Genomic DNA, 14,488 nt, shown 5'->3' with positions numbered 1-14,488 from the left:
CGGGCCATCACTTCAAAATCATCAATGTGGATCGACGTGAACACGTCTTCCTTGACGATCTTTTCGTTGATCAGAATCGAATCTTCGTAGTTGTAGCCATTCCACGGCATGAACGCGACGAGCACGTTACGGCCCAGCGCCAGTTCGCCGTCCTCGGTGGACGGTCCATCGGCAATGATGTCACCCTTGGCCACGATGTCGCCCACCGTCACCAGCGGACGCTGGTTGATGCAAGTCGACTGGTTGGAGCGTTGGAACTTCATCAGCGTGTAGATATCGACGCCGGATTTGCCGGGCTCGACATCCTGGGTGGCGCGAATGACGATACGGCTGGCATCGACCTGATCGACGATCCCGCCGCGCTTGGCGCCGATGGCTGCGCCCGAATCGCGCGCAACCGTGCCTTCCATACCGGTGCCGACGAACGGCGATTCAGCTTTGACCAGCGGCACGGCCTGCCGCTGCATGTTCGAACCCATCAACGCGCGGTTGGCGTCATCGTTTTCCAGGAACGGAATCAACGATGCTGCCACCGAAACCAGCTGCTTGGGCGACACATCGGCCAAGGTAATCTGGTTCTTTGGCGCCATCAGAAACTCGCCGGCTTCACGGGCCGACACGAGATCTTCGGTGAAGCGGCCGTCCGCATCGATGCCAGCGTTGGCCTGCGCGATGGTGTGGCGCGCCTCTTCCATGGCCGACAGATACACGACTTCGTTGGTCAGCCGCGTGTCGATCACCTTGCGGTACGGCGTTTCGATGAAGCCATATTTGTTGACCCGGCTAAAGGTGGCCAGGCTGTTGATCAGGCCGATGTTCGGGCCTTCCGGCGTTTCAATCGGGCAGATGCGGCCATAGTGCGTCGGGTGAACGTCGCGCACTTCAAAGCCGGCGCGCTCGCGGGTCAAACCGCCCGGCCCGAGCGCCGACACACGGCGCTTGTGGGTGACTTCCGACAACGGATTGGTCTGATCCATGAACTGGCTGAGCTGACTGGAGCCAAAAAACTCGCGCACAGCGGCCACGGCCGGCTTGGCGTTAATCAGGTCATTGGGCATCACCGTGTCGATATCGACACTGCTCATGCGCTCCTTCACAGCGCGCTCCATGCGCAGCAAGCCAACCCGGTACTGATTTTCGAGCAGTTCGCCGACAGAGCGCACGCGGCGGTTGCCGAGATTGTCGATATCGTCGATTTCGCCCTTGCCGTCCTTCAGCTCGACCAGTGTCTTGACCACGGTGGCGATGTCCTCGCGGCGCAGCACGGTGATATCGTCAGGGCAGTCCAGATTGAGGCGCATGTTCATCTTGACGCGGCCAACTGCCGACAGATCGTAGCGGTCCGGATCAAAAAACAGGCCAAAGAACATGGCTTCGGCAGTTTCGCGCGTTGGCGGTTCACCCGGGCGCATGACGCGGTAAATTTCCGCCAGCGCATGGTCACGCTCTTCGACCTTGTCGGCCATCAACGTGTTGCGAATCCACGGGCCAACCTGAACATGATCGATATCGAGCAGTTCGATGCTGGTCTGGCCGGCGCGGTCGATCCGCTCCAGATTTTCAGCGGTCAGCTCGTCACCGGCTTCGATGTAGATTTCGCCGGTGGCTTCGTTGATGAGATCGAAGGCCGAATAACGGCCATAGATTTCCTCGGTCGGGATCAGCAGGGCCGTCATGCCATCGGCGGCGGCCTTGCGCACCATGCGCGGCGTGATCTTGGTGCCTTGCGTGAAGATGATTTCGCCAGTGTCGGCGTTCACCACGTCGAAAACCGGCTTGGCATTGCGCCAGCTGGCTTCGACGAACGGCACAACCCAGCCAGGCTGGCCGGCCGGGCTGTTGCCGCGCACCCACACTACCCGGTTGTAAAACAGGTTGAGCACTTCTTCGGAATTCCAACCCAGCGCATACATCAGGCTGGTCACCGGCAGCTTGCGCTTGCGATCGATGCGGACATTGACGATGTCCTTGGCGTCGAATTCGAAATCCAGCCAGCTGCCGCGATACGGAATGATCCGCGCTGCAAACAGATATTTGCCCGACGAATGCGTCTTGCCGCGATCATGATCGAAAAACACGCCCGGCGACCGGTGCATCTGGCTGACGATCACGCGCTCGGTGCCGTTGACAATAAAGGTACCATTGCCGGTCATCAGCGGCATGTCACCCATGTACACGTCCTGCTCCTTGATATCGAGCACGGAGCGGGTTTCGCTGTCCTGGTCCACTTCAAACACGATCAGGCGCAGCGTGACGCGCATCGGCGCTGCATAGGTCATGCCGCGCTGGCGGCACTCGTCGACGTCGTATTTTGGCTCTTCCAGTTCATAATGCACGAAATCAAGCTCGGCAGTGCCGGCGAAATCGCGGATCGGAAACACCGAACGCAGCGTCTTTTCGAGGCCCGAAACATAACCGGTGGCCGGATTGGAGCGCAAAAACTGCTCATAGCTCTCGCGCTGCACCTCGATCAGGTTGGGCATCTGCACGACTTCGCCGATCTGGCCAAAGCTCTTGCGGATGCGGCGGCGGCTGTTGAAGATTTTCACGCCAGCTGGCGGCTTCATCTGAGTGGCCATGTGTGAGCGCCTTCCTTAGGTGCGCGGCCGATCAGCTGCGCGAAAACAACAAAATCCGCACGTCATGCCGCTGGTGCAGCATGTCGAACGGTCAATGGCGATGCAAGTCGCTTCGGTGCTCATCCGTCGCGGCCCGATCGCGCTTACGGGCCGTGTCTCGAACAACGATGCGATGACCGGGACTCGCTCCCAGTCGTATGCAAACTGTCTAGGCCCGTTGTTGGAATTGGGCAAGGGGCACAGCGTCGGCTTTACAGCATGAGTATCAGCGAGGCCGACTTTGCGTGTCCAGCCCCGGCGTGATGAACAGCGCAGTCGCAGCCTCCACAATGTCCGCGGTGTGCCAACAGCCGGGCGGGTTGGTCGCATATTCGCCCGGCCCGATCGTTACGCTGACGGTGGCACCGCCCGCATGCTCCTGGTGCAACGTCATGCGCCCGGCGATGCACAATACCACCTCCTCGCCGTGCGGGTGCATTTCCCAACTGTCCCAATTGTCGCCAAAGCTGAACATGCTCACCAGCCGGCCTTTGGCGCCTTCATGGCCGTGGCGGGCACCATAGCCCTCATACCACTCACCGCCGTTGAAATCCGGCTGCGGCACCGCCGTGGCGCCCTCGCCGAGGTGGATGAACATCGTGTCGATGCGGTTGGGCATGGCGCGTCTCCATGGGTGAGCCGTGGCATGATGGCGCGGGCGAGGCACAAAGAAAAGGGGCAGCTCCGGGTGGAGCTACCCCTTTTGGTTCGGTGGCTGCATCGGGCCGCAGCAAAGCCGCGTGCTGACGCCGAACAGGTCAGAGAGGCGGAGAAAGCCGCCACCCGGACCCGCAGGCCGAGCTTGCCGGAGCAGGCAAACAGCACGCTGCGCTATTTGCAAGCTCGGCTACGCATTACTTCAGTTCGACAGTCGCGCCGGCTGCTTCCAGCTGGGCCTTGATCTTCTCGGCATCAGCCTTGCTGATGGCTTCCTTCACGGCCTTCGGCGCCGATTCGACCAGCGTCTTGGCTTCGGTCAGGCCCAGGCCGGTGATGGCGCGGACTTCCTTGATGACGTTGATCTTCTTGCCGCCGTCGCCGGTCAGGATCACATCGAATTCAGTCTGCTCTTCGACTACCGGGCCAGCAGCGGCAGCCGGACCAGCCGAGACGGCAACAGCCGCAGCGGCGGAAACGCCCCACTTTTCTTCCAGCATCTTGGCAAGGTCAGCGGCTTCCAGCACGGTCAGGGCGGAAAGCTGGTCAACGATCGAGTTCAGGTCAGCCATGTTGTATCTCCAATGGATTCAGATTGTTTGCGTTGGGTTCGTAAATTTTCAGGCGGCTTCTTTTTCGGCATAAGCCTTGAAGACGCGGGCCAGCTTGGCGGCCGGTGCGTTGGCGAGCTGTGCCAGCTTGGTGCCCGGTGCATTGACCAGACCAATCAGCTTGGCGCGCAGTTCGTCCAGCGACGGAAGTTCGGCCAGAGCCTTGACGCCGTTGACATCCAGCAGTGTGCTGCCCATGGCGCCGCCGACGATTTCGAACTTGTCGGTCGTCTTGGCGAATTCCACCACGATCTTGGCAGCGGCGACCGGGTCGACAGATGTCGCCAGGCCGCAGGGGCCGGTCAGCAATTCGCCGAGCGGCTGGTAGGGTGTACCTTCGAGCGCAATGCGCGCGAGGCGGTTCTTGGTCACCTTGAAGCTGGCGCCGGCAGCGCGCATCCGGTTCCTGAGATCGCTAGCTTGAGCGACGGTCAGGCCGTTGTTGCGTGCAACCACGACCACCGAAGTTTCGGTGAGCGTTTTCGCCAGGCTGGAGACGGCTTCGGCTTTTTTGGCGCGATCCATGCTCACTCCTTGACAGGTTAGCGCCTGTGCCAGCCAAAACAGGCCGCCAGCAGGCGCGGTGGAGGCATGATGCGGACACGCAGCATGCCGGCTCTATGAGCCTGCAGCCTGCCAAACGCCATTTTCAGGAACGCGGCGGGCCTCAGGCCCGTCCGAAGAGGATCGCTTACTGCACAGGTCCACCATCCGGTGAACCAGCGTAGATCCGGCAACGGCGCAGGGCCGACCGGAAGAAAACTTGCCTCGTCTCGTGCAGGCCCATTTGGCTTAAGCGAGCATTCCAGAACTAGCTGGATTGGCCGCACCTGCAGTCTCGGACGGTTGCCTAACCATGACTGGCCAGGCAGGAAACGCGCAACTAGGCGACGGCGGCAACAGAGTCAAGTGCTGCGGCATGACCAGCCGCGCCAGCCTACCGGAACCGCCGGCAACAAAACGGGTTGGGACGCTCAGCGCCCCAACCCGCATTTGCCGCAATCAATCGCGCAGGGTCAGATCGACTTGCCGGTCGAGGCCGGATCAACCTTGATGCCGGTGCCCATCGAGGAGCTGACCGCAACCTTGAGCAGATATTTGCCCTTGGCACCGGTTGGCTTGGCCTTGACCACAGCATCGAGCAGCGCATCGAAATTGGCGCGCAGATCGTCTTGGGCAAAGCTTGCCTTGCCCAGAATGCCATGGATGATGCCGGCCTTCTCGACGCGATATTCCACTTGGCCGCCCTTGGCAGCCTTCACAGCGTCGGTAACGTTCATGGTCACGGTGCCGAGCTTGGGGTTCGGCATCAGGCCCTTGGGACCGAGTACCTTGCCGAGCCGGCCAACCAGACCCATCATGTCGGGCGTGGCGATACAGCGATCGAAATCGATGTTGCCGCCCTGCACGGCTTCCAGCAGATCTTCGGCGCCCACCACGTCGGCGCCAGCCTTGGTGGCTTCTTCCGCCTTGGCGCCGCGCGCAAACACTGCGACGCGCACATCCTTGCCAGTGCCCTTGGGCAGGGTGACAACGCCGCGCACCATCTGATCGGCGTGACGCGGATCAACACCCAGATTGAAGCTGACTTCGATGGTTTCATCAAACTTGGCGGTTGCCAGGTCCTTGACCATCGTCAGGGCTTCATCGACGCCATACAGCTTCTCGCGGTCAACCGCAGCAGCGAAGGCCTTGGCTTTCTTGGTTGTTGCCATGTGATCAGCCCTCCACCACTTCAAGGCCCATTGCGCGGGCCGAACCTTCGATCGTCTTCATTGCCATCTCGATGTTGTTGGCATTCAGATCGGGCATCTTCTTTTCCGCGATGTCGCGGATCTGTGATTGCTTGATCTGGGCGACAGCAGCGCCCTTGCCCGGTGTGGTCCCGCCAGCCTTCAGGCCAGCGGCCTGCTTGAGCATGTAGGACGCCGGCGGCAGCTTGGTGATGAAACTGAACGAGCGATCGGCGAACACGGTGATCACGGTCGGGATCGGCGTGCCCTTTTCGAGTTCTGCGGTCTTTGCGTTGAACTGCTTGCAGAATTCCATGATATTCACGCCGCGCTGGCCCAAAGCCGGGCCGATTGGCGGGGAGGGATTGGCCATGCCGGCCTTCACCTGCAACTTTACGTAACCTGTAACCTTCTTGGCCATGGGGCCGCTCCTTGTTTTGCGGTGCTAGCGGCCGGGGCAACCGGCCTCCCGCAGTTGGGGTGGTCTGCGCAGAACTTACTTCTGCTTTTCCACCTGCTCGAAGCCGAGTTCGACGGGCGTTGCCCGGCCGAAGATCGACACCGAAACCTTGACGCGGCCATGATCGTAATCGATTTCCTCGACCAGGCCGTTGAAACTGGCGAAGGGCCCATCGAGCACGCGCACGCTGTCGCCGATCTCGAAATTGGCCTTCTTCTTGATTTTTGCCGCAGGGGTTTCCTCGGTCTTGGTGTTCAGCATCCGTGACGCTTCCGATTCGGTGATCGGCTGCGGCTTGTTCTGCTGGCCCAGAAACCCGGTCACCTTGGGCGTGTTGCGCACAAGGTGATAGACATCATCGGTCATGGCGAGTTTTGCGAGCACATAGCCCGGCATCGATTTGCGCTCGACCTGCTTTTTCTTGCCCTTCACCACTTCGGTAACGGTTTCCGCCGGCACTTCGACGGCTTCAATGAAGGCATCGAGGCCCTTGCGGCGAGCTTCGGCGAGGATCGCCTCCTTCACCTTGCTTTCAAAACCGGAATAGGCGTGAATGATGTACCAGCGCGACATAGATTACCTCAGGCAGCCAGGCTGAGCAGGAATTTGACCGTTCGGCCCAGTACCTGATCGATTGCCAAAAAGAACAAGGACAGCACGGTCGTCATGATCAGCACCATGACGGTCATCCGCACCGTGTCCGGCAGCGTCGGCCAGGCGATCTTGCGCGTTTCGGTTTGCACCTGGCGCACGAATTCCGCCGGGGACACCCGGGGCTTCTTTGCAATCTCTGCCTTGCCGTCGTTCACGCTTCTCATCCTGTTGTAACGTCAGACCGAATCAAGTTGCCGCAGCACAAGGCTGCCGCCAAAAACACCAATAACCGGCACGGGATGCCCCGAAACCGGCTGCAGGCAACGCAACTCTCGCGCTGTATTGACGCCATTGGACCTGCGATCTCCGTGACTTGCACGATCATCTCTGGTCCGCTGGCAGGAGTGGAGGGGTTCGAACCCCCGGCCCTCGGTTTTGGAGACCGATGCTCTACCAGCTGAGCTACACTCCTAGGCGCTGCGTTGAGGCTATAAGGATCGCCGCGCACCCGCGCAAGTGCTGGCACGACTGGCCATTGAATCCGCCCGGCAGCTGCCCTAAGACGATGCTTATTGCGGGTATAGCTTAGTGGTAAAGTTCCAGCCTTCCAAGCTGGCCATGCGGGTTCGATTCCCGCTACCCGCTCCACACACTGCCCGTTGTCCCCATTGTCAGCGCCGCCTGCCCTGATGCCGCGCGCCCGCCACGTTCTCCACGGTGCGGCGCGGCAATCGCTCCCCATCTATTTGCATGCCGCCGCCTTAAACGTCCGCTGCCACCGCCGTAGTCGGATCAGCAGAACGATTGCGCTGGGCAGCCAAGCGGAGGGTCAAAAATATGGAATATCAACCTGGGCCAATGCAGCCGGCCGCCGCCGTAGCGCCGCCGCCCGATTTTGCAAATGTCGGCGGTTATCCAGCGGGCACCGGTCCGATGGCCTGGTTCGAACAAATCCGCGCCCTGCTGCTATCGACCGGTTTGCCGCCCGAACCATCGGTTTACGATTTGCTGTGGCGCTATGTGCGCGACGATGATCACGAATTGTCGCTTGCCATCGACAAGGCATTGTCCGGCGGCGGATTGACCATGGCCGCGCTTGTCGCCTTGCGCGAAGCCCATCTCGGGCAATTGGGCGAAGCGCAGGTCAATCAATTGATTGCCGATGCGCACGGGCAAGCCGAAGCCCTGGGCCTGCGCATCCAGAGCGGGCAAACCGATCTGGCTGATTACGGCCGTGCGATTGCCGTTGGCGGCGAGCGGCTGGCTGGTCCGATCGATGCCACCAGCCTGGCGGCGCTGCTGGAGCAATTGAGCAAGGCCACCGGCGTGATTCAGGCTGCCAATGGCCGCTTGATGGACGAGTTGGACCAGGCCGCGACCGAAAGCCGGGCGCTGGCCGATCGGCTGAGCCAGGCCGAACGCGCTGCCGTTACCGATGTGCTGACGGGCGTGATGAACCGCCGCGGACTGTTTGCTGCCATCGAAAAGGCGCAGGCCGAATCCGTGGCCACGGGCGTGCCGATGTCGTTGGCCGTGGTGGATATCGATCATTTCAAGCGCTTCAACGATCGATTTGGCCATGCCATGGGCGATGACGTGCTGCGCTTTGTGGCACGACATCTGGCCGAAAAGCTGGAGGCCGAAGGTGGTGCCGCCGGGCGGCTGGGCGGCGAGGAGTTTGTCGGCCTGATGCCGGGCGTTGGCGCGCAGGCCGCCGCCGGGCGCATTGACCGTATCCGCGCCGATCTGGCGTCACAGATGCTGCGCAGCGCCGTCGATGGCAGCAGCATGGGGCGCATCAGCTTTTCCGCCGGTGTCGCCGAACATCGCGGTGACCAAAGCGCCGATCAGTTGATCGAGCGCGCTGACAGTGCCCTCTATACCGCCAAACGCCTGGGCCGCGACCGCGTGGTGCCGGATCGCGGCTGACGCGCCGCGTCTTGCAACACGAGCCCAGCAAATCCGGCCTGGCAAAACGAGCGTTGACAGGCGCGGCTGCCTGCCTCACTAGGCCGCCTCTCGTGCGGTATCAGTGCAACGCTGCGCCGCCGGGTATTGGAGGGGTGGCCGAGCGGTCAATGGCAGCAGACTGTAAATCTGCCGGGTTTCACCCTACGTTGGTTCAAATCCAACCCCCTCCACCATTTTTTTGGGCGTCAATTTGACCCGGCGCCTGTTTCTAGCAGGGCTGCAACCATGGGCCGCCGTCCCCACCCCAAATCCCAGCAGTCGCAAAAGAGCACGTTTCCGCGCCTGTACGGCCGGCACGCGGTGTTTGCGGCGCTGGACAATCCCGAGCGCAGCTTCCGCAAGCTCTGGCTGACCCCGGCCAGCGCCAAGACCCTCGACCTGCCGCCCGGCCTGACCGTGCAATATGGCGACGACCACGATCTGGGCCGGCTTTGCCCGGTGGATGCCCCGCACCAAGGCTATGTGCTGGAAGTGGAGCCGCTGGAAACCATCTGGCTCGATGAGATACTGGCGCAAGGCAATGATGGCAGCAACCGGCCGATCGTGGTGCTCGATCAGGTGACCGATCCGCACAATGTGGGCGCGATCATGCGATCGGCGCTGGCATTTGGCGCGCGCGCACTGGTGACGCAGGATCGCCACAGCCCGGCCGAAACCGGCGTGTTGGCGCGCAGTGCCAGCGGCGCATTGGAGCAACTGCCGTGGGTGCGCACCGTCAATCTGGCGCGGGCACTGGGTGAAATCGGCGAGGCTGGCTTCTGGCGGATTGCGCTGGACGGAACCGCGGAAATGACCGTGGAGACCGCGCTGGGCACCGCGCAGGCGGCGTTTGTGCTGGGCAGCGAAGGCGAAGGCTTGCGGCCGTTGACGGTGCAGAATTGTGACGTGATCGCCAAGCTGCCGATAACCGGCGTCGAAAGCCTGAATGTTTCGAACGCAGCCGCCATTGCCATGTACGCCAGCGCGCGGCGCGGCCTGTAATGGATATTGCCGCCATCGCAGCGGGGTATACTGCGGCATGGAACAGCGGCCACCCGGAGGCCGTGGCAGACCATTATGCGGCTGATGGCGGGATCAGCATCAATGGCGGGCCGTTTTGGCACGGCCGCGCCGGCGTGACCGAAATGGCCGGCGGGTTCCTGGCCGACATTCGGGGCATGGTGCTGCGCTGTGACGGGATGCGCGCGGCGGGTTTGACCGCCATCTACCTTTGGACCTTCACCGGCACCCACGCGGCCAGCGGCAAGCCCGTGTCGGTCGCCGGATGGGAAGCCTGGGAACTGAACGAGGCCGGACAGATCGCCGCCTCGCGCGGTTGGTTCGACGCTGAAGACTACGCGCGCCAGACTGTCTGACCACAAAGCGGCGCGACGAGGGCTGCACCCGTCGCCGCGCACCAGCAGCAATAATCGAGGATTAAAACGGCGGGAGCAACGAGCCCCCGCCGTTTTGCTGTCAAGTTACAGGATCACCCGGATGCCGAAGCGATAGACACGGCCCAGCGGATTGCCGATGAACGGATCATAGGACAGCTCCAGCCGGGACTGCGGCGGGGCGGCATTGGTGAAGTTGTCGATACCAAATTGCAGTTGCGCGGTGACCGACTTGATCGGCAGGTCATATTGCAGATTGATATCGTGCTGCGTGAAGCCTTTCACCACCCGGCCGAATTCAGTCGGGCCAAAGTTGGTGACGGCGCAAGCGGCCAGGCCAACGCAGCGATCGTCCGTCACGCCAGCGACATGCCGCGCCTGATAGCGAGCATTGAAGCCATCGATGCTGTAGTTGATCCAGCCAGTGCCGCGGAACGGCGACACGGTGAGTGGATCGCGGAAATAGTTGGTGAACCCCTTGGCCTGATAGCCCGGCTGCACCAGCACACCGCGGAAGACGAAATCAGCGAACGTGTAGTCCAGCACGAAGCTGCCCTGTGCCCCCACGTTCAACTTGCCGCCGCCCAGATCGGTCTTGTAATCGAACGACAGATCGATGCCGCTGGTCTTGATGCCGGGACCATTGACCCAATCGGTGCGGACGCGCGAGATATCCGCCCCGCGCGTGACACCTTGGACGCAGCCGCCCTGGAAGGTCACCAGATTGGCAAAGATGTTGCTGCAATTGGCAAATGCGGTGGCACTGCTGACAACCGAAGAAGCGATGGCCTGTGCTGGTGTGGTGGTCACCCGGTCCTTGACGTCAAAGCTCCAGTAATCGGCCGAAACCGTAAAGCCCGACGTGTTGATCACGGCGCCGACATTGTAGGTGAAGGCGGTTTCCGGCCCCAGATCGGTGGGATTGCCGAAGATATCCACCGATTTGAAATTGTTGGCTGCGGCCTGAATGCCGGCCAGCGTGGTGATCTGATTGTTGACCACCTGGTTGGCCAGCGGGCCACGGAAGGTGGTGCCCGCCGAGCCGCGCAGAACCAGCCAATCGGTAGGATTCCAGCGCACCGAACCCTTGGGATTGAAGGTGGCGCCGACAGAGCCGCCGTAATCTTCGTAGCGCGCTGCTCCAGTGACTTCCAATGTTTCGGTGATCGGGATTTTCACTTCGGCAAAGACGGCCTTCACATTCTGCTTCACGGCTTCGGCGCGGCTGACGCCAAGGAAGATGAAGGGGCCAACGCCTTGGATCGGCGTGCCGACGCAGCTGCGATCGCCTTCACGGAAACAAGGGTTAATCGCAGCATCGGATTCCGGCAGCAGGGCGCGAGTGTTCCAATCGTTGCGGCGATACTGGCCGCCAAAGGCATAGGCGATCGGCCCGCCGCCCAGATCGATGCCGGTTTCGCCCGAGAAGATGGCATCAAAGACAAATTGTTCTTCGACCTGACGGGTGCCGTTGTTGACCTGAATATAGTTGATGAGATCGATCGAATTCGATGCGCCGGGCACGAAATTCGGGTTGGTCAGATTCTGGATCGAAACCGGCTGCGCCGCATTCAGGAACGGATTGAACCACTGGCAGCCGCCAGCGCCCGGAGTGCCGGTCAACGGATTGCAATTCGGCCCGCCAAGCCCGTTCAGGGCATTCTGCAGCCGAGTACCGATAATGTCGCGCGAATAAGCTTCGCGCTCCGAACGCCACCATGTGCCAAAAACCTGGGCACGGAAATTGTCGGTAAACTCGTGATCAACGCCGCCAGAAACCCGGTAGCTCTTGTTTTCGGCCTGGCCCAGGCCGGCACCGCGCACCGGCTCGGACGGATTGCCCAACCATCCGAAAGGACGGTACAAAAAGGCTCTGATGCCAGTAAGGGGCCGGGCTGCCGTGCTCGGCAGCAAGCCATTTTGCGCCAAGAACGCCGGCACACCCGGGTTGTTGGGGCTGACGCTGAAGGCATTGGCTGAACCGGAGCCATTTGGCCCCTGCGTGGGTGGGAACGAAGGTGACTGGCCAACCGTCGTGTCGGTCTGGGCGTAGGTGAATTCCAGGCGCAGCTTGGTGCGCTCCGAAAGTTCGGCCTCGATCTGGGCATAGCCCTGGTAACGATCTTCCTCTTCGATGATGTTGTTCCACGGCAGGAAGCTGAATCGGCAAATTGGAAGGCCCGTGTTGTTGAGGCCGGTGAAATCATTCACGCCGCCAACACCGGTGCAACCGGCGGCACCGCCGTCCTGAACCGGAGCCGCGTTGGTCGCTCCGCTGTACAGAGGCGTAAATGTGCCCGGCGTGCTGAGAGTCGACCAGGCAGATGGGTTGATCGCATAAGGCGTTTCGCTGAAATCGCGCTCATAGCTCGCCAAGGTCGAACGATGCTGCCAGCCGCCGCCGGCCATCACATTGACCTTGCCAAACGTGTGACCGACCAACGCCGATGTTGTCCAATTGCCGCGCGAGCCGGCGATCGCATCGAAATCGCCCTGGACAACAGCACCGTTGAAATTGCTGCGGGTGACGAAATTGGCCACACCGGCAATGGCATCAGAACCATAAGTGGCGGCTGCGCCATCCTTCAGGATTTCGATGGTCTGCAATGCAAAGATCGGAATGAGGTTGGTATCGGCAAAGCCATCCCCAGGCGCCAGCACGGTGCGGCGACCGTTGAACAGCACCAGCGTGCGCGTGGGGCCAAGGCCGCGCAGGTTCAACGAGCCGTTGCCCTGAAAACCTTGCGACGACGTGGAAAACTGGTTGGAGTCACCAATCGAGGCACCAACGGCGGGCAACTGCTTGATGAACTCCAATGGCGATGTGATGCCTTGCTTGTTGAGATCATCGGCGGTGAACACATCCACCGGCACGGCGGCATCTTCACGAGTGCCGCGGATGAAGCTGCCCGTCACGATGATTTCGGCATCGGCCTTGTCTTCAGCCGCAGCTGCGGCGGTTTGGGCCAGCGCTGCGCTGCCCATGAAAGACCCTGCTGCCAGTGCAAACAATGCGCACCCCGTGCGCAAACGCAATTTCGTCATTCTCAGCCTCCCCGATAATGGCGCAGCGTCTGGCCTGTTCCCGGCGTGGGCTGGCGCAGATCGTGTCCTTGCAGCAATGTTCTTTCGCAATGTGCAGGCGGTCAAGAGGCAAAGTTACAAAATCGCTGCCAAGGCCCCGGCAACACGGCAATTAATCTGGCAGTGTGGCTGTTCAGTACGCTTCGGTTTCGTAGGCGCGGCGCACGTCCCCGCCCCACGCGCCGTGATATTGCGCCAGCAGGCGATCGGCATTGGTCAGGCCGCTGGCAACAATCTCGCGCAGCGGATTCAAAAATCCCTGTTCGCTGTCACCAGCTGCATTCAGACGCCCGCGTGCAGCCAGCCCGGCATCGGCAATCTTCAGCACTTCGCGGGCCAGATCCTGCAACGTCCCGCCATTCGGGCTGGCGGCGCCCAGGGCCAGCGCCGGCACTTCGCGGCGCAGCCGGTCATGATCGGCCGGTGTCCAGTGCTTGACCAGATCCCAAGCTGCATCCAGCGCAGTCTGATCATACAGCAGGCCGACCCACAGCGCCGGCAAGGCGCAGATTCGATCCCAGCGGCCGCCGTCGGCCCCGCGCATTTCCAGATAGCCCTTCAGCCGCACTTCGGGAAACGCCGTGGTCAGATGGTCCTTCCAGTCGGCCAGCCGCGGCTTTTCACCGGGCAACACGGCCAGCTTGCCGGCCAGAAAATCCCGGAAACTATGGCCGGCGGCATCGATATAGCGGCCATCGCGGTAGACAAAATACATCGGCACATCGAGGGCGTAATCGCAGTAGCGTTCATAGCTGAAATCGTCTTCGAACACGAATGGCAGCACGCCGGTGCGCGCCGGATCAGTATCGGTCCAGATATGGCTGCGGAATGATTTAAAGCCGTTGGGCACCCCTTGGGTAAACGGCGAATTGGCAAACAGGGCTGTTGCCAGCGGCTGCAGGGCCAGGCTGACCCGGAATTTCTTCACCATGTCGGCTTCGCTGCTGTAATCCAGGTTGGTCTGAATGGTGCAGGTGCGCAGCATCATATCGAGGCCAAGCGTGCCGACGCGCGGCATGTGGCGCAGCATGATCGCATACCGGCCCTTGGGCATCACCGGCAGATCGGCACGGGCCTTGTCCGGCCAGAAGCCCATGCCCAGAAAGCCGAGGCCAAGCTCGTCGCCGATTTCGCGGCACTGGCGCAGGTGGCGATTGGATTCGGCGCAGGTGGCGTGCAGGTCGGTCAGCGGCGCGCCCGACAATTCGAACTGCCCCGCCGGTTCCAGGCTGATATTGCCATCGCTGCCCTTCAGCGCAATCACATTGCCGCCTTCGAACATCGGCTCCCAGCCAAAGCGGGTCATGCCCATCAGCAGATCACGGATGCCGCCCGGTTCTTCATAGGAAGGCGCCCGGTGATCGGCGGTGCGGAATACGAATTTTTC

General features: G+C 61.5%; 13 protein-coding genes and 3 tRNA genes. 5 read left to right on the top strand and 11 right to left on the bottom strand.

Annotated elements, in window-relative coordinates:
* From rpoB to ABWP50_RS00270, 9 genes are all read right to left on the bottom strand, one after another.
* Positions 1-2,579, bottom strand: a 2,579-nt coding sequence (gene rpoB, locus ABWP50_RS00310) for a DNA-directed RNA polymerase subunit beta (protein ID WP_353216030.1), incomplete at its 3' end; no start/stop codon positions are given.
* A 265-nt stretch (positions 2,580-2,844) separates the two neighbouring features.
* Positions 2,845-3,237: a cupin gene (locus tag ABWP50_RS00305; RefSeq protein WP_353215987.1), complete on the bottom strand. Its 393-nt coding sequence runs from the start codon at positions 3,235-3,237 to the stop codon at positions 2,845-2,847.
* A 235-nt stretch (positions 3,238-3,472) separates the two neighbouring features.
* Positions 3,473-3,847 carry a 50S ribosomal protein L7/L12 gene (gene rplL, locus ABWP50_RS00300; RefSeq protein ID WP_353215986.1) on the bottom strand — a complete coding sequence of 125 codons (375 nt, stop codon included), beginning with the start codon at positions 3,845-3,847 and terminating at the stop codon, positions 3,473-3,475.
* 48 nt (positions 3,848-3,895) lie between these two features.
* A complete protein-coding gene (gene rplJ, locus ABWP50_RS00295) occupies positions 3,896-4,411 on the bottom strand; it encodes a 50S ribosomal protein L10 (RefSeq protein ID WP_353215985.1) in 516 nt (171 codons plus the stop codon).
* A gap of 491 nt (positions 4,412-4,902) precedes the next feature.
* Entirely contained in the window at positions 4,903-5,601 is a 699-nt protein-coding gene (gene rplA, locus ABWP50_RS00290; protein ID WP_353215984.1) for a 50S ribosomal protein L1, read from the bottom strand.
* Positions 5,602-5,605: 4 nt separating this feature from the next.
* Complete coding sequence (rplK, locus tag ABWP50_RS00285) at positions 5,606-6,040, bottom strand: 50S ribosomal protein L11 (RefSeq protein WP_353215983.1); 435 nt, start codon at positions 6,038-6,040, stop codon at positions 5,606-5,608.
* Between the two features lie 75 nt (positions 6,041-6,115).
* The gene (gene nusG / locus ABWP50_RS00280; protein ID WP_353215982.1) at positions 6,116-6,652 is read right to left on the bottom strand and encodes a transcription termination/antitermination protein NusG; all 537 of its coding nucleotides are present in this window, start codon (positions 6,650-6,652) and stop codon (positions 6,116-6,118) included.
* A gap of 8 nt (positions 6,653-6,660) precedes the next feature.
* The gene (gene secE / locus ABWP50_RS00275) at positions 6,661-6,897 is read right to left on the bottom strand and encodes a preprotein translocase subunit SecE (protein ID WP_353215981.1); all 237 of its coding nucleotides are present in this window, start codon (positions 6,895-6,897) and stop codon (positions 6,661-6,663) included.
* 172 nt (positions 6,898-7,069) lie between these two features.
* A tRNA-Trp gene (locus ABWP50_RS00270) sits at positions 7,070-7,145 on the bottom strand.
* Between the two features lie 102 nt (positions 7,146-7,247).
* Between ABWP50_RS00270 and ABWP50_RS00265 the strand changes: the two genes are divergently transcribed.
* From ABWP50_RS00265 to ABWP50_RS00245, 5 genes are all read left to right on the top strand, one after another.
* A tRNA-Gly gene (locus ABWP50_RS00265) sits at positions 7,248-7,321 on the top strand.
* 210 nt (positions 7,322-7,531) lie between these two features.
* A complete protein-coding gene (locus tag ABWP50_RS00260; RefSeq protein WP_353215980.1) occupies positions 7,532-8,602 on the top strand; it encodes a GGDEF domain-containing protein in 1,071 nt (356 codons plus the stop codon).
* 128 nt (positions 8,603-8,730) lie between these two features.
* A tRNA-Tyr gene (locus tag ABWP50_RS00255) sits at positions 8,731-8,817 on the top strand.
* 52 nt (positions 8,818-8,869) lie between these two features.
* Positions 8,870-9,625 (top strand): TrmH family RNA methyltransferase, encoded by a 756-nt coding sequence (locus tag ABWP50_RS00250; RefSeq protein WP_353215979.1) that lies wholly within the window; start codon positions 8,870-8,872, stop codon positions 9,623-9,625.
* Entirely contained in the window at positions 9,625-9,999 is a 375-nt protein-coding gene (locus ABWP50_RS00245) for a nuclear transport factor 2 family protein (protein ID WP_353215978.1), read from the top strand. Before ABWP50_RS00250 ends, ABWP50_RS00245 begins: the two co-directional genes overlap by 1 nt.
* 105 nt (positions 10,000-10,104) lie before the next feature.
* Here the strand turns inward: ABWP50_RS00245 and ABWP50_RS00240 are convergent, their stop codons facing one another.
* Both ABWP50_RS00240 and ABWP50_RS00235 read right to left on the bottom strand, forming a co-directional pair.
* Entirely contained in the window at positions 10,105-13,062 is a 2,958-nt protein-coding gene (locus ABWP50_RS00240) for a TonB-dependent receptor domain-containing protein (RefSeq protein ID WP_353215977.1), read from the bottom strand.
* Positions 13,063-13,234: 172 nt separating this feature from the next.
* A partial coding sequence (locus ABWP50_RS00235; protein ID WP_353215976.1) for a glutamate--cysteine ligase occupies positions 13,235-14,488 on the bottom strand: 1,254 nt, incomplete at its 5' end.

It is taken from the genome of Sandarakinorhabdus sp., assembly GCF_040398645.1.
Taxonomy (GTDB): Bacteria; Pseudomonadota; Alphaproteobacteria; order Sphingomonadales; family Sphingomonadaceae; genus Sandarakinorhabdus.
Note: the sequence above shows the minus strand (reverse complement) of the source record. Positions and strands in the feature narration are given on the sequence as shown.